This is a genomic window from Marinifaba aquimaris (assembly GCF_013328345.1).
In the GTDB taxonomy this organism is placed as follows: Bacteria; Pseudomonadota; Gammaproteobacteria; order Enterobacterales; family Alteromonadaceae; genus Marinifaba; species Marinifaba aquimaris.
On record NZ_JABULX010000024.1, the window covers coordinates 41,231 to 62,247 of the forward strand.

Sequence of the window (21,017 nt, forward strand, 5' to 3'; positions counted from 1 at the left end):
TCATACAAGGAGAACTCGATTATGAAATTTGAAGCCACAATCAACAAACGAACACTGGTCAGTTTATCTATATTCCTCGCATTTGCAGTAATGTTAGTCACATCAGTGCTAATGTTTTTAACCAGTCACAACCATCAAACAGCCTTGATTCACACAGTTATAGGTTTTGTACTGGTGGGCTTTGTACTTTGGCATATTAAAAACAACTTCCGTCCTTTAAAACAATACTGGCGCTGGCGTAATAACAAAATAATGAATACCAGTATGCTAATCGCATGCTTATTATCTTTGTCATTGCTCGGACTTGCATTGGCTCAATTTGCGCCTTTTCAAATGTTTTATCAATGGGGGCAAACGCAGCGTACTATGTCAGCTAACACACAAGAAAATGAATTTACCTATCAAACAATCGATATGCCTATTGTTACTCAGCAAGGGCAAAAGATAAGTATTGATATGAAAAAAGGGCCTTACTTTAGCTTTCCACAATATGCGATTTGGTTAGAAACACTAGAAGGCGAGTTTGTTCAGCCTCTTTATGTCACAAGTAAGTTGGCACAAAACGATTTCTATTTTAAAGCCAGTTATAAAAACAAAGAGAATGCGATTAGCGATAACCTGATGTTTTCAGAAAATCACAACATCAATGATTATGTGAATTTTGAAGAATCGAGAGAAACGGCAAGCCAAAGATTAAGACCTGAATCTTTACCAGTATTTTTACACAAGCTAGGCAAACAAAGTAAAGACGGTTTATACGTACCCACTAAAGGCGATTTAATTGCAGATGCTTATACCGGTGCAACTATGCTTGAGAACTTCTTATTAAATAGTAAAAGTGAACAAGCGTTGTCAGGTCAATATCGAGTTCGATTTGAGATAAACCAATCATTTGATTTTAATCATTATTATTCAAGTGACCGTTTCCCTGAAGATGACATTTATTCTGGCGATGGGTTTACAGCTCAACCTTCTGTTGTTTATGAGGCCATCGTCGATTTTGATAGCACACAAACCTACTTCGCAATGCAGCTTATTGGCAGAGGTCATCACTCAGGCAGAAATGGCGATATATATACCGATATGGAAAATCTAACAACTGCCAAAGAAATGATTGATAGAGTCATTGTTGGTATTAACGAGTAGCAATAATTCTAATTATTAAATGGTAAGAACCTATAAAATTGACCACTGCTACTTTATGTGTAGTGGCCAATTTTATAGTTAATTACAGGGGTACTTTACTAAATAAGCATGATGAACAAGAGAGTAAGCAGGTTGAGATAATAAAGACTCACTTTGCATTAATCCGAAGCTAACTAAAGTATCCACTAAGTTATAAACATTGGGTTGATGTTTATTTGAACAAAAGTGAGTAATATGATTAGTTTTTTCATTGAAAGACGATTGGCTCGCAATACCGTTGATAAAACTAGTGCAACGGCATGATGTGCAGGTGACTTAACTTTGTCCCATTCCCAAACTTTATTTCTCCAATCACCTAGCGTGATACTACAAGCTTGTAGAAGAAGTTTACCAGTTAAGGGGCTATTATTAGCACTTGCACAGAAAGAGCAGCAAAACAAAAGTGAAAAAAATAGGTATTTCATGATCTTTCCTTAATCATTATAAAAACTTAGTTTGATAGAGTTATGAGTTTAAATCACAAATTAGTAGAACTAAACGTCAGACTATTACTTGACCATATCACCACTCAATGGAATGACAATATAGAAAAAACAGTAGTATTGCTATTTATGAGTCATCAGTTCCCATAAAATAATTAATCAAATTGACGCCTTAAATTGAGTACTGTAGGTTTCATTATTAAACGCATCTGCTCAAACCAACGACTTTAGAATTTTTAGTATATCTCTCTCCTTGACACCCTCAAATTAATGGTTAGATTAATAATCACTAATGGATGAGATAATACACAAAAGGATTTAATTGTGAGTTCAAAAATTAGCTCATTTGAGAGGTTAGGTGCAGCTGGTCGAATAGCTTCTTTTAGTAGTTATCTTTATAAAGGTTTTTTCGGTAATGCAAATGAGGCATACAAACGAATTTACCCTAGCGTAAAGTCAACGATTCAAACTTACGGTAGAAAATCTAAGGAGGCTGAAAGCTTACTCCTTCTATTAGCCGATCTTGCACCTAAAGGTGCAAAGAGAAGGAATTTTACTAGGCGATATATCTCACCATTAGATGGGTGGGAAAGGTTGCCCAAGGATCCTAACTCCATCCCTTTTGGTTATTGGTACTAGCAATGCTTAAACAATATTTTTGGCATAGCTTACTTATATTATTAGTACTGACTTCCGTATGGGATATTTACTATGCCAATACAGTGCCAGATATATTAGCCCCAGTTCACCCAGCCTCTATTTCAGCTGCAATAATATTACTAGACTGGCTTACAATATTTGCATGTTTAGGCATCATTAGAAAATATTACCTAGGCTCCTACTTATTTTGGCAATTAATTTTAATAAGCCAGATAGTAGTTACTTGCTTAGCTTTTTATTACGAGATAAGTGCTGGCGGCTATACCTTTAATGAAATTCTGATATACGGAAACATTCTATTCTGGTTAGCAGGTTTGTTTTTATTGCCTTTGTATAAATATCAAAAAATACTTAAATTGAATAAAGCAATTAACCTAAGCTAAAACCCAAAATGCAGTCGAGTTTGCCAAATTTTAGTATCTTGATCGATATATTCGGCATCTACCTTATTTGTCGCTTCGGCATCAATATAGTTAAATTGCAGCTTTAGATTATCTTCTAAATACCAGTTGGTACCCAAAATCAGTGTGGTCAAGTCGCCACCGTAGGTTAATTCATCTTCGAGGAAGTTAGCTTTGTCATAGCGAATAGCAACCTCCCATGCCCCCCAACCGCCTTCAGATAGTGATTTTTCAGGACGTGGCGATTTCATCGAGCCCTTTTTACTACTGTATCGCCACTGCTCGCCCGTTAGCACATAAGAAGCCGTTAGATTATACGCATCGACATCAACACTGCCGCCTTCAAGCTTATCCGCACTTGAAAGCATATACTCGGCTAAAAATAGTAAGTTTTGGTGTTTTAAAATACCTTCAACGCCAAAGTTATCACTGCCATCCGATGCAAATTTTTCGGTCTCAACCATGCGGTTAGTTGGTTTTGAGCCTGGTCTTGCTCGGTAACGCAACTCTTTGTTGTCACGCCCCAAATCAAGCATCATATAACTGGTACCTAAGTGTACTAAAGAAGACTTTTCGTTTATTGGCGCATAAGTTAACCGATTTGTTATAAAGCGTGTTTCTTCATAACTAGATGTATCATCTTCTTCTATTTCACTGTAATCCAGTCCTACACCCGTGCTAAAAGTCCAATTTTCACCCAAATATCGCCACTGTAGGCCCAGTGCTCTATCAGGTGCAAAAGTATCAACCGAAGCTCTTTCCATCATGATTTGATGCGCTGAACTTTGGGTATTACTCAAACCGAAAGCATATTTTTGAAAACCTAAACTTAAGATTTGATCGTCCCAACCTTTGAAAGCAATATTGGCATCTTTAACTTCAACTTCATCGTCAGAAAAATCAACTTCAAGCTCATATTCCCACTCTTTTGCAAACTTTCCTTCAAGCCCCAAACGAAAGCGACGTATACTGGTATCTTTTTCAGCTGGCGTATAACTCGCATCTTTGCCCGTTAGCATTTCATCTGCATCAACATAATCGGCTTGAAAACGCGCTTTAAACTCTAAAGCGCTTTGTCCATCACTGGAGACCAACTCTGGCGCGGGTGAACTTTTAGAAAACTTGAACTGTTGTTTTTGCTTAACGGCTGATTTCAATTCATTTAATTCTTTTTGTAACGCTTCTAAGCGCAATTCTAACGCTCTAATTTTATCGGCATCTGACGCCATAGCAGGCATGGCTGCTATGGCGATTAATAACGAAGTCGCGACAGCGAGTGGCTTTTTAGTTTGGCAAGACATGGCTTAACAAGTCCTTAGTGTTACATATTGATATTGAGCTTATCTGTGCTTTCATTGACACAGTAGGTATTGGCGATCAATTGAGTCATTGCCAATTCAGGCATTGGTTTAAAGTATAGGTAGCCCTGCCCTGTTTCGCACTGTGACTCGATTAAGAAATTAGCTTGAGCTTGGGTTTCAATTCCCTCTGCCACGACGCCAATATCCAGCTGATGGGCCATGGTGATAATCGCATTACACAAGGAACGATCGTTTTGGTCTGTTTCCGTATCTTTGATAAAACTGCGATCAATTTTCAGTCCATCAACATTGAATTGACGCAGAAATCCGAGCGATGAATAACCTGTACCAAAATCATCCAGCCAAACTTCCACACCAAGCGCTCGCAAACTGTCGATGGTTTTTTTAGCTCGATTGCGGTCATTAAGGAGCGCGGTTTCAGTGACTTCGATGTGTAAGCTGCCAATACCTAATTCGTATTGCACTAATTTATCTGTGATATATTGAATTACTTTGCTGTCGTAAAGCTGCTTGGCCGATAAATTCACAGCAACATGAAAAGCACTATCGCCTGTTTTTTTCTGCCATTGCTGTAAAAAACGACAAGCCTGATCAATTACCCACTCACCCATTGGCACAATAAGTCCTGACGTTTCAGCAACGGGAATAAATTCATTAGGTGCTATATTTCCTTGCTCAGGATGAATCCAACGCAATAGTGCCTCAGCACCAATAACCTTGTTGCTCGTCAATGCTATTTTGGGTTGATAATGCAATTGGAATTGCGTGAGGTCTTCTAAAGCAATGCGCAAATCACGCTCGATTTGGCCTTTAACAATAACTTGTTGTTCCAGCTCTTGGTTGAAGTGACAGTAGTGCCCTTTGCCATTTGATTTAGCGTAATACATGGCAATATCGGCATTTTTAACCAAGTCTTCTGAGTTATCTGCGCTTTCAGGATAAGTTGCAATCCCAATACTGGCACCGACTACAACCCACTCATCGGGCTCTTTTAGATAAACGGGTTTACTAAACTCATCAATGATACGCTTAGCAATGCGAGACATTACCTCTTTGTTGGATAAATTAGGAAAGCAAAGTAAGAACTCATCCCCACCTACTCGAGCAGCAGTCCCCTCTGCACGATCGCTATGCCTCAAGTTTTGGTTAATACGTTTGGCAATAGCTTGTAGCAATTCATCACCAGCAGCATGACCTAAACTATCATTCACTTTTTTAAATCCGTCTAAATCTATAAAAAAGACCACAATAGAATCGACTGTAGAATTCATCATTCTATTTAAGTTATTCAAGAAATAGGTTCGGTTAGGTAGCTTAGTTAATGGATCGTTGTAAGCTAAAAATTCAATCGCTTCGTTGCGCTCTTTTAAGCAGGTTCCCATTTCATCAAACGCTTTGGCGAGCTCACCAATTTCATCCTTGCGATCGACATTATTGGGCGTTTCATAATCGCCTTTGCCAATTAACTTAGAGTGATTAACTAAATTTTGAATCGGGTCTATTAAATTTCGTGCGATCAATGCCGAGAACCACAAACTCAATACCGTCATGATCAAAGTAACAATTAATGTTAACGAGTAACCTGAGTCCTTACTGGATAAATTAATCTGCTCAATTAACGAGCGATTTTTTTCAATATCATCGCGAATCGTCGTTAATGAATACGTTAACTTAAAGCCGCCTAGTAGCTCATTGTTCATTAACAAGGGTTCAGCCAGAATAAAGTAGTCATCTTCATTTTGAAAATAGGGTGTTTTATTTTCTAAAACTGTTTTTTCTAGCTCAGGCATATCGAGCTTAACACCGTAACTATCGGTTTCACTGCGTTTGGCTTGTGCCAGTATGCCGTTTTTATCGAAAACCGTTATTTCCAAAATAGATTGGTTGTTCAGCGCGGGGGTAATTGTTAGTTCGATGCCACCGATATCGTAAAAGTACAGAGGATTAACTAAAGCTTCTGATAAATACGCAACTGTTTGAGCAGCATGGCTTCGAGTAAGCTTAATATATTGCTCTGACATGTTTTCAGAGGTTTTTTCTAAGATTTGTGTGTTGTAATAAGAGGAAATTAACCAATTAGAAATAGACAATACACCAACAGTAAGCACTAACATCAACATGCTTGCTGTTATTAATCTACCTTTTAACTTCATTCTTACTCCAGCTTAAAACAAGGTATCATCGACAAGTTTCTTTTTCTCTCCCATAGCCATAACCACCTTTCTCATCTCCTCTGTGACGGCATCAAATTTAGCGGTGTTTTTATACCGGGTTAGTACAGCCTTACCCGCTTCTGTTTTATGGGCATTAAATAGGGCTTGTTGCAGAGTACTTTTCAGTTCGGGTGCTAAGTTAGTACGCGCAACAACTAAAGCTCGGGGAATTGGCTCACCGTTGTGGAACACTTTTAAATCTTTTCTGATTGGAGGTGGAATTTCTTTTTCCCAATCGAGATTACTAAATGCCGATGCTGCAACAATTTTGCGGTGTACCCAAGTCATCATATTGGCTTCACCATTCGTTTTAGAGACTTCACTAACAAAAAAGTAGCCGATGCTACCTTTTGGAGGCAGCTCTCTAGGGTGAGAAATTTCATACAAGTCATAATTGTTAGATAATAAAATATGGGCAGGTAAATAAAACGCACTGGTCGAGTCGCGATCTTCAAAAGCAACTACCCGGCCGACGAGATCATCAAAATGATTAACGTTCGATTGTTTATTGGTAAAAAAGATTGAATGGTACTCACCGACTCCACCTTTCCAACGTCTGGCAATCAGTTCTACATCGCCGCGCTTTATCAGCTCGTTTGCTGAAAAGGCAGATTCAGACACCATATCAATGCGATCGCGATCAATTAACTTACTTAACCTTTTTAGGTCTTTAGTCACGACCACTTTTGCAGCTTTTATCCCGTGCTTATGCAATTTTTCGGCTAAGAAATTTGCCAATGGTGTCGTTACTTTTATCGATTTTGAAGGGTTAGTCCCCACTACACCTATTACCAAGGTCTCGTCTCGAGTCAGTTCTTGTGCTTGAACACAGCTGTTCATAGTAAATAATGCAAGGAGAAAGATGGCAAGCTTTTGCGCTTTATTCATGTGAATCCCTCAAGTTTTACAAGCACATAGTTTCCGCCTATGTACTTTCCATCCATATACTAGGCGTACGATTTAAATCATAAAAAAATTTAATTAGCTTAAATTATACTGGCTATCGCTCCAGACTCATCGTTAAGCTTTGTAACACCTTGTGATCATTTCTTTCGTAACTTGTGCTATAGGGTGTTCAAATACATACAAACTATCAACCCGCTATTAATCGTTTAGAGAAAAACATACAGACATTTAGCTGGTAATAATTGATACCTTGACGACTGATTTTGAAGTAACAGCAAAATGGTCCGTATAAAAATACAGATAAACCCAAAGCTGAATTTATCTGTAGCCGTTTATTTTAATCCATCAGGTCAATCCGGGTAATCGTCCATTATCTTTATCACTTCTTCGATATTATCGATAAAGAGTTCGACTAATCTTGGGTCAAAATGTTGGCCTTTTTCCTCTTCTAATAGGGCTAACACTTTATCTATGGGCCAAGCTTCTTTGTAGCACCGAGAGTGCGCTAAAGCATCAAATACATCAACTAATGCCACAATGCGACCATAAATATGAATATCCTCACCAGCTAGTCCATTGGGGTAACCTTGACCATTGAACTTTTCATGATGTTGACCAGCAACAATAGAGGCCGCTTTTAGTGTGGGTCTTTTAGAGCGAGCAAAAATTTCACAGCCAATATTCACGTGGCTTTTCATGATCACCCATTCGTCTGGCGTCAACTTCGCTGGCTTAAGCAATACAGCATCAGGAATAGCCACTTTACCAACATCGTGCATAGGGGAAGCCATAAATAGCTCTTGCGCTTGTTCTTGAGGTAAACCAGCCCAAAGAGCTAAGGCACGAGATAAATGCGAAACGCGTTTTACATGATTGGCTGCTTCTTTAGAGCGGCTTTCAACGACTTCACCTAAAGTATCAATAATTTCAGATTGGGTTTCGAAGACTTCTTTATTCAATTCCAAATTATCAAATGCAACGGCAATATTATTGGAAAACAGCTCCAATAATTTTTTATCTAAGTCATTTATTTCTAAAATATTTTCAATGTAAATCAAATTCTCACCGGCGTTATTTGTTTTGAAATAACTGACAAAACAATTGCCTTCTAAAATACTGACTTGTTGGTCACATGCTTTGTTTAATAACTCAGTCACAGCGGGTTCAAAACTAACATTATCATCATCGACGGGGGCATATGCGCCCGTACCAGCCAGCATCTTAAATTGCGTTTTATCTTTTCTAACAACAAAGCTATTACCCGGGTGGCTATCTGACTTATCAGCTCGAAGGATACTGGCAATTTGGACTAATAAACCACTAGCAAAATCTTGCAGTGAACGGATTTTGAAAAGGCTCGTTGTTGAGTCAATGACTTTCTCTAACCCTTCGCGATGGTTTTCTAACTTCTTACGCGCCACTTCGATATCAAGAATATCTCGATAACCTCTCAGCCCGGTGTAAACGACAGAAAATAGTTTCTCGCTACTGAGGCTGGTTTTATCTTTATAGTCGTTGATGTCATAACTGGTAATGACAGAGCGCTCTGGAGCTTGTCCTGGTTGACCTGTACGCAGAATAATCCGGATAAAATGATTATCTAGCTCTTCTCGAATAAAGCTCGCCACTTTAAGACCTGCATCATCCGTTTCCATCACCACGTCGAGTAATACCAAAGCAATATCCGATTCTTTTTGCAAGACAGCCCTTGCTTCTTCGCCACTAAAGGCACTAATAAATTCAGCCTCTTTGTTATCGAATTCAAAGTTACTCAATGTCAGCTTAGTCACCGCATGTACATCGGGTTCATCATCAACAATTAAGATCTTCCAAGATGCTTTTTTCTCTGTTTTGGCTTTTGAAGACTTCTTAAACAAGCCCATAACTATCCACCTTTAACATAAGAACTAATATCAATTGGCACTTCAATAATAAACTTGCTGCCTAGCCCTTGGGCACTGTGCAGGCTGATGGTGCCGTACATTTTTTGTGTCACAATATTGAACAGAATATTCATACCTAACCCCGAACCGCCATTTGCGCGATTTGTGGTATAGAAAGGTTCGAAAACCTTTTTTTGGGTTTCTTCGGTCATCCCTTTACCATCATCAATAAATTCAAAGTGCAAAGTATCGCCATGTTTGCTGAAATTAAGTTGCACCTGCCCTGCCGATTGTGGTTCGTAGGCGTGGATCATGGTGTTTTGAATAAGGTTGGTGAAAATTTGCGCCCAAGATCCCGGGTAATTATTGACAACTAAAGGTTTTTCCTGACTATTGACGGTAAAGGTCAATTTGCTTTGTTTGATTTTGTTGTTCAGGCTGATCATGGTTTCATCGAGATACTCAATCAAGTCAAACTGCCTGATCTCTTCAGCTGATTGATCAACTGCAACTAATTTGAAACTGCGAACTAAGTTAGCGGCGCGCTGCAAGCTGTTGTGAATGGTGCTGGATAGCTCTTTCGACTCTTTAATAAATTTCTCGAATTGGTCTTCTTCTAAGTCGCCCGCATCATAGAGCTTTGCTACATCTTCAACACAAACTTGGAAATGAGAAATCCCTGTTAAGCTCAAACCTACAGGTGTATTAATTTCATGCGCAACCCCTGCTACTAAACCACCAAGTGAGGCCATTTTTTCTGATTCGATAAGCTGACCTTGAGCAAATTTTAATTCCTCAAGCGATTTTTCAAGTGCAGCTTCAGAGCGTTGCCTTACTTCCACTTCTTGCACCAACTTATCTTGTTCAACGTGTAATTGTTCTACGGTCTGTTGTAGTTCTTCGGTTCTTTGTTTAACCCTAAGTTCCAAATCTTTGTTGAGGAAATCGAGTTTGCCGATCACCTCTGCTGTTTTTTCAATCATGTCGTTAAGGGCTTTTTGTAAAACCCCCAATTCATCATCTGGATTTTGAGCAATATCAATTAAAGACGATTGCATTTCATTGGGGTTAATTTCCCCCGCTTGCCTCGCTAAACGCCCCAATGGATTAGTCAATAAGTGCTTAAAAACAATACTAATTAAGATAAAGATAGCAATCGTTTTGATCGCAGCATTAAACGCCAATAAATAGATGCCAGGTTTAATGCTATTGATGATGAAGTTATCATCGGAGTAAAGCTTTACTGAGCCAATTTCGTTTAACTCACCATCGAGAATTTTAATAAGTGGAAAAGTGTAGTGGAAAAGCCCTTCGTGATCGGGCGATGAGCTTAACGTTTTACCACTGCTGACTATCGTCTCTTGTTCCGCGGTAATGAGCTCAATGCCAACAACATGCGGTAAGCCTAATAAGCTTTTAGCGGTAATTTCTAATTGCTGATAATCATAATTCCACAGGTCGGTTACCAGAATGTCGTGAAACGTTTTTTCTGAGGCCGTTAAAACAACTTGCACCTCTTCTTTGGCATTATAGTAGTCAATCATGATGTGAACTCCAGTTACCACTAATGTTAGTAACAGGTAAATGGACAGCACAATACCTAGTAGCTTTACTGAGATAGAGTCTTTCACAGTGCCAATTTCGCGTTTCACAAACTTAACCATACAACCTCAAATTGCATGCTAGACCTAAGATTAAAACTAGTATTTGAACGAAAAAAGTACAAGGCAAAAGCCAGTTAAATTGAACAATAAACAAACAGTTAGATTTGCGCACTTGTCACTTCGTTCTATACTCAAAGCTCAAATCACTAATGGTTTTCGGCTAATGCTTTTACGCTTTTTTGTCTTTATTTGTCTGTGTATTTTGCCAATTCAACTGATGGCTGAAACCGTTAGGGTTCGAGGCAGCCAATCAGAATTTGATAGCACTCACGATTACTACGTGGGCTTATTAAAGCTGGCATTTGAAAAAGCCAATAAACCACTTACCATCAAGTTCTCACCTTATATGGTACAAGACAGAGCCTTATCTGAATTGAAAGCGAAGCGCTTAGTTGACTTGTACTGGGCAGGTACTAATCAAGCAAGAGAAGATGAATTAGGTTTTGTGCCGATACCGCTGAATAAAGGTTTACTGGGTTATCGTGTTTTTACTACCCACAAAAAGAACATAGCGAAGCTCGCGGCGATAAAGTCGGTTAAAACATTAAAACAGCACAGGCTTTGCCAAGGCCAACACTGGCCTGATACCGATATTATGTTAGCGGCAGGGCTGAATGTTCTGCCTAATGTGGTTTATGAAAACATGTTCAAGCAAGCTTACTCTGGACGTTGTCTAGCTTTTCCTCGTGGTATTAACGAAGCGTTTTCTGAAGTTAAGAGCAGACAAGCTGTCATGCCTGATTTGGTGGTATACGATAAGCTTATTCTAAAATACCCATTCCCTATGTATTTCTTTACACACAAAGAAAATAGCCAGCTAAGGGATACCCTGTCGATAGGACTCAACGCCGCATTGACAGATGGTAGCTTTGATCAGTACATGAAAAGTCACCCTGCCACTCAACACTTATTTCCGCTTTCTCAATGGCAAGACAGTTTAATTCTTACTATTGATAACCCCTTCTTACCTGAAACCATCGATACCAGTAACAATCTACTTTGGTTCACTTTAGGTCGTTAATTTACTTGTGAAAAGTGGCTAAAAATGACAACTTAGTAATTAAATGATTTGCCGCATAGGACGCCAAGTGAATTACGCCTTATTTACCCTTTCTATTTTATTAATATTATCTAGTTTCACCCCTTTTGCTGCCAGTTTTGCACAAGGCCCGAAGGTGGATATGGGCGGGGCATTTAGACTCAATTACGCTTGGAAAGACTATGGCGAAGATGATAATGGTAGTTTTGATTTTGAGTTATTTCGTATCGATACCAAAATCGAGCAAGGTGATTTATTTTTAGATGCGCAATATCGCTGGTATCAAGAGTTTGATACCGTGCATCACCTTGAGCTCGGTTATATCTACGACAAAAATAACACCTTTTTAGTGGGCCTGACTCAAGTCCCTTTTGGTATTGAGCCTTGGGCCTCACACAGTTTTTGGTTTGGCGGAACCTACTATCTAGGGTTAGAAGACGATTATGATATGGGCGTAAAGTGGCAACATAAGTTTGGCCCTTTTACTTTAGATACCGCTTACTTCTTTAACAGTGAATACGACAATGCTGATCACTGGAAACGCTACTCTTTCGATGTTTCGGCCGGGTATGACAATCAAAGAGCTAATCGCGAAGATGGCCAAATTAATACCCGATTACAATACAAATGGGGTAAACATACATTAGGTACGTCATTGCAGTATGGGCAGTTTACCAATGATAAAAGTAGTGATTCAGGCGATCACTACGCCGCCGCTTTTCACTTTGACGGCTATTTTAAAAATGATTGGAAATTACAACTGCAGGTTATCAAATATGAATACGATGCCGAGGAAACTCTAGAAACGGCTGACCACCGCATTACCCTATCCGCTTTTGAAGCACCCTTTGAAATAGCCTCTTCAGCGCTCGTTAGCTCAGTCAACTTGGCCAAGTCGTTTAGAATTAATAAAAAATGGTTAGATACCATCACTTGCTACAACGATTACACTTATATTGCTGCTGCAGATGAAGTCGGTCTTACTGATTCCATCCAAAATGTCACAGGCTGTGCATTCAGTAAAGGGGCTATTTATACCTATGTAGATTGGATTGCCGGTAAAAATATGTGGTTTGTAGGTGGTGATGGTGTTGGTATCAACGATGGCACTGACAGCTGGCATTCAAGGCTTAATATCAACTTTGGTATCTATTACTGATGGATTAAGACTACTGGTAGCAACAACTGATTATCAATAAGAACATCAGCTTGTTAAAGTAAAGCCAATTTATGGGATAGCCTAGATAATAATGAAGTTGGCGGACACTGATAAAGCTGCCTACGGGGTTTATAGGACAATTATCTGCTCAAGCTCAAGAATTAAAGATAGTTGTTATCAAAGGTGAAGTCAGTTTAACCACAGAAGGGCAAAAAGACGTTGCCCTTGCTGCAGCGAGTTTTATTAATGCATCGGGCACAGTGCAATATCAATTATCGGCAAACGAGCAAACGTTATTGTACATGCGCACCAATGGCCAATATCAATTTAACCAGTAACTGATATGCGCTAAAGGTCAGATTGTAGCTGCTGCTGTTTGGCCTTTAACTTGAGAATATTGTGATAAATATCCGGGTTGTCTATCGACTTTAGTAAATGTGTTTCTGGTAAACAGTCATCATCGACATAATCAACAAAATCCCCAGCAGAATCAAACATCAAAATATCCCAAGCCAGGCGCTCTAAACCATATAATCCGCGATGTAACATATCTGCCGAGAACACTAATAAGTCGCCAGCCTTGAGCGGAATACGCTCAGCATTAGGTAAACTTTCATTACTATGCCTGCCATTCAATTCTTCCCTGACGGCAAATTCTTCTTCGGTATCCCAGCGCTTATGCGTGCCCGGTATGAGCTCTACACCTAATTCATCGAATAGCGGAACGCGAAAATGCACAACTTGCGTTTCGTGTATCACTATTTTTTGCATATCAACATCGTGATCATACTGGCAATCTCGATGCCAAAAATCTTTTAATTCAGGGTTTGGCGGATTAAAAAATAGCTGCGTATTCATAAAGGCAGGAAAATTAGGGATCACCGCATTAACCACAGCCATTAACTTGTCACTGGCGATAAAATTAAATAACTGTAATCTTTGGCTATCAGCTAAATATTGGCTGCCAGTTATCAAAGAAGAGTTAAAGGCTACTTCTTGATAAAACTCATGGTTATCCGCTTTCCATTTTTCATGAAAAGCCAGTATGGTCGAGCGTAACTTGGCCATCTCATCTGGACTGAAAAAGTCCCTCAAAACGAAATAGCCGAGTTCATCGTAATCGTGCTTTAGTTGCGATAAATTTAGGTTCATAATCAAACGAGCCAACAGCAAATTTAAACGTCAGTATTTATTTGTAATCACCACAAAAAATAGCGTGACAGCGCATTAAGCTTTTTTGACAAATTTCGCTGTTACCATCATCTCACCCACGCCATCTACTTTGCAGTCGAGTTCGTGGTCTTTGGCATCTTTGATATAACGGATAACCGCTTTAGTGCCAATTTTAATGACTTGAGAACTGCCTTTGATTTTTAAATCTTTAACCACAGTCACTCTATCGCCTTCTGATAACAAGGTGCCATTGGCATCTTTTGCGGTAATAGTATCTTCTTCAGCTTGCTCTGCTGGATTCCATTCGTAGCTGCATTCAGGGCAAATCAATAAATCTTGGTCTTGATAAACGTATTCAGAATTACAGTTTGGGCAGTTAGGTAACATAATTTTCAGGCCGTGTATTAAAAACGGCCGACATTCTAGCAGGCAATTTACAGAGATACAGCTTTGCAATACAAAGAAGTTACGCTCAGTAAGCCGCTGATAAGGGCTAAATCTGCTCGACTTGGTAATGCTGAATTATCAGACCACGCTCGGGATGAGCACTCAGCTGCCACTTTTCATTGACCACAATATCAACAGACTCACCTTTAAAGCTCGAATACAAGTGGGTTTGAGCCTTTAAGTTAACCGTTAATTCAACATAAAATCCCTGCTCCGTTTTGTTGACTTTGATCGCTTGAACTTGATGATTACAATCTGCTATAAACTGTTGCTTAATCAAGGCGTACCAATCTCTAAAACCCTCGTGTCCGATAAATAACCCCTCGGGCATCGACCAAGTAATATCTTGCGCTAAGTATTGAGTAAATTGCTCACTGTCTTTTGGCAATTTATCCATTGCTTTAAACCACTTTCTAGCAAAACGTTCTACATATTGCTCATCCACTTTTTTAAGTGCATCAATGGCATGAATTAAACTTTCACTGTGTTTTAAAGCTTTATTTTGTAAATCAGCAAGTTCGTTATAAACCCCAGGAATATAAACCATTCCGTGGCTGTACACAGGTGGGTGAAACACCATCCCAGTCAAATAGGCCGTTTGCTGCAAAGGTTGAATTAACTGCGCAATCGGAAAGTGGTTATAGCCAAGAGGGTCATATGATTCCTTTGGTCCACCAATAGTAAATGACAAAATTAGATCTTTGTTATGTAGTTTGTCCCCTTTATTGCCATAGGCAAAATCATAACTAAACACATCATCAATCCATTTTTTCAGCAATGCGGGTACTGAATACCAATAGAACGGGAATTGCAACACAATAATATCTGCTGCCAATAAAGCCAATTGTTCCGCTGCTACATCTATTTGATAGTCAGGATAGAGCTGATCCAATTTTCTTATCTCAACGTCATTAACCCTATTGGCGATGGTTTGTAAAATAATTTGATTGGTATTGGATTTGGCTAAATTGGGGTGACCTGAAATCACTAAAACGTTACTCATATTTTTACCTTCATATAAAAATCATGAGAAAAGTCTAAGTCATGTTATTGTTAATCATTAGAACCACATTAACTAAAAGATTATTAGCTAAAAACTAACAATCATTACGCAAAATGAATGGCAGTACATACAATCAAATAAGAATCTTCAATATGATCGCTAAAGAAGGCTCTATTAGTGGAGCGGCGCGTATTTTAGAAATGAAAACGCCATCGGTTAGCCAAGCGCTTAAAGTTTTGGAAAACCAATTAGGCTTGCCTTTGTTCACCCGAACGACTCGAAAAATAGAACTAACAGAAGCGGGACAGCTGTTATTTGAAAATACCGCTCAACCACTACAAACCTTGAGCCTTGCCTTTGAAAGTGTCAGTGATTTAAACCACACCCCAAGCGGGAAAGTGCGTATTACCATGCCGCGTTTTGTTTATCAGTACATACTGGCCCCCATTTATGCTGAATTTTGTCAGCGCTACCCCGAAATCGAATTGGAGATCAGCTTATTTGATGGCACGGTTGATATCATAGAGCAAGGCTTTGATTTAGGTATTCGATTTGGCGATCGCATCGCTGAAGGAATGGTTGCAAGACCATTGACACCGAGTAAAAAAGACGCCCTGTTTGCATCTCCAACTTATTTAGCACAATACGGTATGCCGACAAACATCACCGATTTGCAGTCGCATAAATTTATCTATTATCGGTTTATCACTTCCAATCGATTATTACCGTTAATTCTACAAGATGGTGATAACCCAGTTCATGTAGATATGAAAACGGCATTAACTGTCAACGATACCGAATTGATGAAAGATGCCGCTTTACGGGGTTTAGGCATAGGCCGATTACTCGAGTCTATGGTAGAAAAAGAATTTGAATCTGGTGAGTTAGTACCTATTTTACCTGAGGCTTGGTCACCAGTAGCCGGGCTATTTATTTACTTTCACCAACATACGCAAAAGGCTAAACGAGTAAGAGTATTAATTGACTTTTTAATTGAGAAAACACAATAACTGAGTGTATTCAAAATAGCATTACGGCGTAATTTCTAGTCTTTTAAAGCATTCTTACAATATCTACATTGTTAGCCCTCTTGCCAAATAACAACAAAAACAAACTAAATTAATTACTTAAAAACATCAAAAACGATTCAAATACAATTACAACCACTTTTTGTGTTTATGAAAACTTCGTTTTGCCGTTAGCAAACTAAACTATTTGTTAATTACCCAACAACAGGTTATCAATATGTTTGAACGTTTGAGCCTATCAAAACAGCTAAACATTGCATTTAGCTCAATCATACTATTACTAGTCGTTATCTCTTTTATCGCTTATTTAGGTTTAAGTGGTGGTTTTACTAGCTTCACTGAATACCGAGGGCTAGCTCGAGATACTAACTTAGCCGGTCGGGTACAAGCTAACTTGTTAATGGTTCGATTGAATGTACTCAAATACATTAAATCGGACTCTCAAGAGGTACTGGAAAGCTACCAACAACGCTTGGGCAAGACCAAGGAATTTTTAAATACCGCGCTAAAAGAAATACAAAAACCAGAGCGAGCGAAAAACGTAAAAGCATCGGTAGCACTGATAGAAGAATATGAAACAGCATTTGAAGAAGTCGTTCAGCTAATAGCCGAGCACCACAAAGTTGTTAAAGGCGAGCTAGACCCCGCAGGTTTAGCCATGCGTAAAAACCTGACTGAATTTTTAGAGTATGCCAATCGCAACAAATGGTATGAAGAGGTCTATCTGTTGAGTAAATCTCAAGAAGCACTGCTTTTAGGCCGCCTTTATGTAACTAAGTACTTAGGACCCGGTAGACTTTGAGCGTGCTCAACGAGAACTCAATACGCGTTTACCTATCCATTTAAATTCATTACAGCGCATATTGCACGATGCCAAAGATAGAGCACTATACGCAGATTTAAATGACAATCTAAAACAATACCTTTCAGCGTTAAATAGTATTTTCCAAATCATTCAGGCGCGAAATAAACTAATCAATAATACCCTCAATGTGATTGGCCCTGATATCGCTGCTAAGTTAGAGAGCGTGAAACTATCGGTAAAAGCAGATCAGGATGCACTTGGCCCAGAAGTTCAAGCTAATGCAGAATCAGCTATAAATATCGTGATGCTCGTCTCAATTATCAGCTTAATTTTAGGCGTGGCTATGTCGATAATTGTCTATCGCTCCATTCGCAAACCAATTGGCGGAGAACCAACAGAAATTGCCGATATAGCCAGACAAGTTTCTAAAGGTGATCTCACCGTTCACTTCAAATATAAAGACAGTGCAACCGGTATTTATCGCTCAGTTGCGGAAATGACCAGCAACCTAAGAGAAGTGATTGGAGGTATCGTCGATACAGGAAATGCCATCAGCGATAACTTACAAAGTGTTTCGACAATTTCAAATCAAACCAGTGTTGCCAGTAACGAGCAAAGAGAAAAAACAGAACACGTTGCAACAGCTGTTAACGAGATGACTTATTCTATTCAAGAAGTTGCTAAGTTAGCTTCTGATTCTGCTCATGCCGCTGAAACAGCGCGAGACAGAGCGCAAACTGGTAAAACATCAGTTGATAATACGATTGCATCTATTCAACATTTGGCAGGCCGTGTTGATGGTGCAGTAGAGGTGATTGAGTCGCTGGCCGAAAACTCAAGTAACATAGGCTCAGTAGTGGAAGTTATTCAAGGGATTTCAGAGCAAACTAACCTGCTTGCGTTGAATGCGGCAATTGAAGCGGCGCGAGCCGGGGAACACGGTCGAGGGTTTGCGGTTGTTGCCGATGAAGTGCGTGGCCTTGCAAAACGCACCAGAGAATCAACCAGTGAAATTCAAGAAATGATCAATACCTTGCAAACCGGTACATCGGGTGCGGTAGAGGTAATGAACCAAAGCCGTGAAGAAGCCAGAGTAACGGTCGAGAAATCAACCGAAACAGCGCAATCGCTTGAAGAAATTTTAGAGACGATCACCCAAATCAATGACATGAACTTGCAAGTGGCCGCATCGGTTGAAGAACAAGCCAAGGTGGCAGATGAGATCAACAACAACATAACCGTGATAAGTGAGGCGGCAATAGAAACATCGCAAGGTGCAAACGATACATCATCAGCAGCTGAAGTGATGAATCGCGATGCGGTCGAACTTAAACGCCTAGTCGGTCAATTTAAGCTTTAGTCACGACCAACAATAAAAAAGCGAGCATCATGCTCGCTTTTTTTGTTTCAGCAGAAATATAGGGATTAATCTTTTTTCTGTTCAGCTTTTTGTTTAATTTTTACTGGGTCGTATTTTTCAAACCACCCCATAATGTTATCCGTTTTAGTAATCAAACGGCTTGGCCTTGATGCAATGTAGTGCGGTGCACCTGGAACACGTACCAGCGCCGTATCCACATTGATTAGCTTAAGCGCAGTATAAAATTGTTCTGCTTCCCATGTTGGCGTGCGGTAATCTTCTTCACCTACCATAACCATAGTTGGCGTAGTCACTTTGTCCATATAACTAATTGGTGAGCGCTTTAAATACGCATCAGGATTAGACCATGGCTCCTCACGAATCCAATGGCGCTTCACATAAGAGGCTATGTCTGCCGATAATGCCATTGTCATCCAGTTAATAACGGGCTTAACCGATACCGCAGCAGCAAAGCGATCCGTTTGCGTGACAATCCAAGCCGTTAATAAACCACCGCCTGAACCACCAGTAACAAATAAACGTTCATCACTGACATATTTGCGAGCTATTAACTCATCTACCACAGACATCAGATCGTGATAGTCATTTCCTGGGTAAGCTAAATCAATTTCTAATGCAAAATCTTCACCATAGCCTGTTGAACCACGAGGGTTGACCCAAACAGTGACATAACCTTCAGCAGCAAAGCGTTGCATTTCGCTACCGAAGAAAGGTCCGTACATCGCATACGGGCCACCGTGGATCTCCATGATCATAGGGAAACTTCCATCGGCTTTAAAATCAGGTGGTAAAGCGACCCAAGCTTCAATTTCTTTACCATCGACGCTTGATTTAACTTTAACTTCTTCGACTTTGGCCATGTCTAAATAAGGTAAAACATCTGCATTGAGTTGAGTCAGTACTTTTGCTTTTTTACCAGAAAGTGTTGCCGTGCCAACTTCAGATGGGCGGTCAGTTGATGCTGACATATAAGCAATTTTGCCCGCTTTCTTCCCACTTACCGAGAAGCTACCATTGGCATATGGGCGACCAATAGAACCACCACCTATATCAGAAATAACTTCTTTTACCTTGCCTTTTAATGAGATATTGAAGATGGTCATATCACCGTGGTCTTCCGATAACACTAACAACGACTTGTTATCTGGCGCCCAAGCGACTTGCCCGATAGAGCCTTTAAAATCAGCTGCGATTTCACGCTTTTGCGTACCATCGGCATTCATTAAATAGAGATCTTGTTGCTGATATGACAATACTTTATCGTCATAACCGCGATAAGCGATGTATTTACCATTTGGCGACACGACAGGTGAATGATCAGGACCATCTCTATCCGTCATTGCCTCTAACGATAAATCAGATAATTCAATTGAGAAAATATCACTTTCGATAAAATCCAACTGTCTGTCTTCATTTGGGTTACCCGTCACTAACAAGGTGTCATTGTCTAACCAATCAGCAACATCGTAGCTAACATCAGTATGAGTTAATTGCCTTGGCGTGCCACCTTCAATCGGTAACGTAAACACTTGCTTATTGCCTTTTGGTAAATAACCGGCACCGTCAAAACGGAAAATTAAATCATCATACACCTTAGCTGCTTCATTCCATGTTGCCCCTTTAGGCTGGGCAATAGGTGTTGCAAAACTCGGTTTCTTGCCTTCAATAAACATATTAAACGCGATGTGTTTACCATCAGGAGACCAAGTTGCATTAGATGGGCTGGTTGTAAATTGCGCTAAAGAAAAGCGACGGTCAGCATCAAAGTAATAAAGGCTGAGCTCAACTTTGCCATCCACTACAGTTGAGAAAAGTAACTTTTCACCATCAGGAGACCAACGAGGAGACCAACTTGCCTGCGCGTTATCGAGCAATGGTAAATGCAGTCCCGTTTTACTGTCTAACAACCAAATTTGCTTTTTATCACTGTCGGTTATTTTATCCATTGAATGACGAACATAAGCAATCATTTTACCGTCTGGTGAAATTTGAGGGTCTGTTGCATATTCAATATCAAAAACGCGTTCAGCAGTGAAGCGGTTAGTTGGTTGCTCAGGTGCAGACGCCAATGCAGCCTGGCTTGAAATTAAAAGCGCAGCACTGATCAGACTTTTATGTAGAAAAGACATAAAGCTCCTTATTAATTGTAAAGTTAATTCCAATCTCTAGAGCTTTAAAGATAGCGTTTTTTTTGTCAACGATGTTACAAAATAACATTAACTGAGTAAGTCCTTTTTTGTACCTACTCAGTTACAGTAAAAATAGAGGTTAAGACAATGAAATTATTATTTTTTATAGCAATGCC

General features: G+C 39.6%; 17 protein-coding genes. 8 read left to right on the forward strand and 9 right to left on the reverse strand.

Translation table 11 applies throughout. From position 1 onward, the window contains the following. Positions 1 to 21 precede the first annotated feature (21 nt). On the forward strand, positions 22 to 1,146 hold the full coding sequence (locus HR060_RS14275; RefSeq protein WP_174200973.1) for a DUF4405 domain-containing protein: 1,125 nt from the start codon (positions 22 to 24) through the stop codon (positions 1,144 to 1,146). 1,123 nt (positions 1,147 to 2,269) lie between these two features. Further along, entirely contained in the window at positions 2,270 to 2,671 is a 402-nt protein-coding gene (locus HR060_RS14280; RefSeq protein ID WP_174200974.1) for a hypothetical protein, read from the forward strand. Here the strand turns inward: HR060_RS14280 and HR060_RS14285 are convergent. The 5 genes from HR060_RS14285 to HR060_RS19790 form a co-directional block, all read right to left on the reverse strand. Next, the gene (locus HR060_RS14285; protein WP_174200975.1) at positions 2,668 to 3,990 is read right to left on the reverse strand and encodes an OprO/OprP family phosphate-selective porin; all 1,323 of its coding nucleotides are present in this window, start codon (positions 3,988 to 3,990) and stop codon (positions 2,668 to 2,670) included. The genes HR060_RS14280 and HR060_RS14285 overlap by 4 nt on opposite strands. Positions 3,991 to 4,010: 20 nt before the next feature. Further along, the gene (locus HR060_RS14290; protein WP_174200976.1) at positions 4,011 to 6,164 is read right to left on the reverse strand and encodes a bifunctional diguanylate cyclase/phosphodiesterase; all 2,154 of its coding nucleotides are present in this window, start codon (positions 6,162 to 6,164) and stop codon (positions 4,011 to 4,013) included. A gap of 12 nt (positions 6,165 to 6,176) precedes the next feature. Next, the gene (locus HR060_RS14295) at positions 6,177 to 7,112 is read right to left on the reverse strand and encodes a phosphate/phosphite/phosphonate ABC transporter substrate-binding protein (protein ID WP_174200977.1); all 936 of its coding nucleotides are present in this window, start codon (positions 7,110 to 7,112) and stop codon (positions 6,177 to 6,179) included. Positions 7,113 to 7,480: 368 nt separating this feature from the next. Then, entirely contained in the window at positions 7,481 to 9,019 is a 1,539-nt protein-coding gene (locus HR060_RS14300; RefSeq protein ID WP_425487461.1) for a DUF3369 domain-containing protein, read from the reverse strand. Next, complete coding sequence (locus HR060_RS19790) at positions 9,016 to 10,665, reverse strand: ATP-binding protein (protein ID WP_174200978.1); 1,650 nt, start codon at positions 10,663 to 10,665, stop codon at positions 9,016 to 9,018. Before HR060_RS19790 ends, HR060_RS14300 begins: the two co-directional genes overlap by 4 nt. 175 nt (positions 10,666 to 10,840) lie before the next feature. Here HR060_RS19790 and HR060_RS14310 point away from each other — a divergent pair, with 175 nt between their 5' ends. The 3 genes from HR060_RS14310 to HR060_RS19880 all read left to right on the forward strand — a co-directional run bounded on the left by HR060_RS14310 (position 10,841) and on the right by HR060_RS19880 (position 13,213). After that, positions 10,841 to 11,698: a type 2 periplasmic-binding domain-containing protein gene (locus HR060_RS14310; protein ID WP_174200979.1), complete on the forward strand. Its 858-nt coding sequence runs from the start codon at positions 10,841 to 10,843 to the stop codon at positions 11,696 to 11,698. 67 nt (positions 11,699 to 11,765) lie between these two features. After that, positions 11,766 to 12,875, forward strand: coding sequence for a hypothetical protein (locus HR060_RS14315; protein WP_174200980.1), 1,110 nt, complete (start codon positions 11,766 to 11,768; stop codon positions 12,873 to 12,875). Between the two features lie 110 nt (positions 12,876 to 12,985). Continuing rightward, positions 12,986 to 13,213, forward strand: a complete 228-nt coding sequence (locus HR060_RS19880; protein ID WP_425487462.1) for a DUF4437 domain-containing protein — start codon at positions 12,986 to 12,988, stop codon at positions 13,211 to 13,213. A 10-nt stretch (positions 13,214 to 13,223) separates the two neighbouring features. On the opposite strand, the gene HR060_RS14325 is transcribed toward HR060_RS19880, so the two are convergent. The 3 genes from HR060_RS14325 to HR060_RS14335 all read right to left on the reverse strand — a co-directional run bounded on the left by HR060_RS14325 (position 13,224) and on the right by HR060_RS14335 (position 15,498). Next, positions 13,224 to 14,027, reverse strand: a complete 804-nt coding sequence (locus HR060_RS14325; protein WP_174200981.1) for a phytanoyl-CoA dioxygenase family protein — start codon at positions 14,025 to 14,027, stop codon at positions 13,224 to 13,226. A gap of 75 nt (positions 14,028 to 14,102) precedes the next feature. Then, positions 14,103 to 14,438, reverse strand: coding sequence for a zinc ribbon domain-containing protein YjdM (locus HR060_RS14330; RefSeq protein ID WP_174200995.1), 336 nt, complete (start codon positions 14,436 to 14,438; stop codon positions 14,103 to 14,105). A gap of 103 nt (positions 14,439 to 14,541) precedes the next feature. Next, positions 14,542 to 15,498: an NAD(P)H-dependent oxidoreductase gene (locus HR060_RS14335; RefSeq protein ID WP_174200982.1), complete on the reverse strand. Its 957-nt coding sequence runs from the start codon at positions 15,496 to 15,498 to the stop codon at positions 14,542 to 14,544. Between the two features lie 113 nt (positions 15,499 to 15,611). Here HR060_RS14335 and HR060_RS14340 point away from each other — a divergent pair, with 113 nt between their 5' ends. The 3 genes from HR060_RS14340 (at position 15,612) to HR060_RS14350 (ending at position 18,691) form a co-directional block, all read left to right on the forward strand. Beyond that, complete coding sequence (locus tag HR060_RS14340; protein ID WP_174200983.1) at positions 15,612 to 16,508, forward strand: LysR family transcriptional regulator; 897 nt, start codon at positions 15,612 to 15,614, stop codon at positions 16,506 to 16,508. A 235-nt stretch (positions 16,509 to 16,743) separates the two neighbouring features. Continuing rightward, on the forward strand, positions 16,744 to 17,328 hold the full coding sequence (locus HR060_RS14345; protein WP_174200984.1) for an MCP four helix bundle domain-containing protein: 585 nt from the start codon (positions 16,744 to 16,746) through the stop codon (positions 17,326 to 17,328). Between the two features lie 61 nt (positions 17,329 to 17,389). Next, positions 17,390 to 18,691 carry a methyl-accepting chemotaxis protein gene (locus HR060_RS14350; RefSeq protein WP_174200985.1) on the forward strand — a complete coding sequence of 434 codons (1,302 nt, stop codon included), beginning with the start codon at positions 17,390 to 17,392 and terminating at the stop codon, positions 18,689 to 18,691. Between the two features lie 65 nt (positions 18,692 to 18,756). Here HR060_RS14350 and HR060_RS14355 read toward each other — a convergent pair whose 3' ends face one another. Next, the gene (locus HR060_RS14355) at positions 18,757 to 20,841 is read right to left on the reverse strand and encodes a S9 family peptidase (RefSeq protein ID WP_174200986.1); all 2,085 of its coding nucleotides are present in this window, start codon (positions 20,839 to 20,841) and stop codon (positions 18,757 to 18,759) included. Positions 20,842 to 21,017: the final 176 nt, after the last annotated feature.

What these genes read in the sequence shown, in the direction of transcription:
- HR060_RS14275 (WP_174200973.1), top strand. Translation starts at nt 22, where the DNA reads ATGAAATTTGAAGCCACAATCAACAAACGAACACTGGTCAGTTTATCT.
- HR060_RS14280 (WP_174200974.1), top strand. Translation starts at nt 2,270, where the DNA reads ATGCTTAAACAATATTTTTGGCATAGCTTACTTATATTATTAGTACTG.
- HR060_RS14285 (WP_174200975.1), bottom strand. Translation starts at nt 3,990, where the DNA reads ATGTCTTGCCAAACTAAAAAGCCACTCGCTGTCGCGACTTCGTTATTA.
- HR060_RS14290 (WP_174200976.1), bottom strand. Translation starts at nt 6,164, where the DNA reads ATGAAGTTAAAAGGTAGATTAATAACAGCAAGCATGTTGATGTTAGTG.
- HR060_RS14295 (WP_174200977.1), bottom strand. Translation starts at nt 7,112, where the DNA reads ATGAATAAAGCGCAAAAGCTTGCCATCTTTCTCCTTGCATTATTTACT.
- HR060_RS14310 (WP_174200979.1), top strand. Translation starts at nt 10,841, where the DNA reads ATGCTTTTACGCTTTTTTGTCTTTATTTGTCTGTGTATTTTGCCAATT.
- HR060_RS14325 (WP_174200981.1), bottom strand. Translation starts at nt 14,027, where the DNA reads ATGAACCTAAATTTATCGCAACTAAAGCACGATTACGATGAACTCGGC.
- HR060_RS14335 (WP_174200982.1), bottom strand. Translation starts at nt 15,498, where the DNA reads ATGAGTAACGTTTTAGTGATTTCAGGTCACCCCAATTTAGCCAAATCC.
- HR060_RS14340 (WP_174200983.1), top strand. Translation starts at nt 15,612, where the DNA reads ATGAATGGCAGTACATACAATCAAATAAGAATCTTCAATATGATCGCT.
- HR060_RS14345 (WP_174200984.1), top strand. Translation starts at nt 16,744, where the DNA reads ATGTTTGAACGTTTGAGCCTATCAAAACAGCTAAACATTGCATTTAGC.
- HR060_RS14355 (WP_174200986.1), bottom strand. Translation starts at nt 20,841, where the DNA reads ATGTCTTTTCTACATAAAAGTCTGATCAGTGCTGCGCTTTTAATTTCA.